1 protein-coding gene is annotated in these 237 nt (G+C 55.3%); it reads left to right on the top strand.

Annotated features, from left to right (window positions below):
- On the top strand, positions 1 to 237 hold a 237-nt coding region (locus tag KVT36_RS32180; protein WP_217607507.1), incomplete at both ends, for a carboxyltransferase domain-containing protein.

Raw genomic sequence — 237 nt, 5'->3', positions numbered from 1 at the left:
AATATAACTACCAACGATATTATAACACTGCATACCACTGCCACCTACACAGTGCATATGCTGGGCTTAGTACCCGGCTCCCCTTATATGGGAAAGGTGCATAACACCCTGGCCACACCGCGCTTAAAACAACCCCGCCTGCAGGTAGTTGCCGGCAGCGTGGGTTACGTGGGGGGGCAAACGGGGATATACCCGCTGGCCTCCCCCGGCGGGTGGAAAATTATGGGCCAAACACCT

The sequence above is a fragment of the Chitinophaga sp. GbtcB8 genome, assembly GCF_019091455.1.
GTDB lineage: Bacteria > Bacteroidota > Bacteroidia > Chitinophagales > Chitinophagaceae > Chitinophaga.
This window is presented reverse-complemented; position numbering and strand designations above follow the sequence as displayed.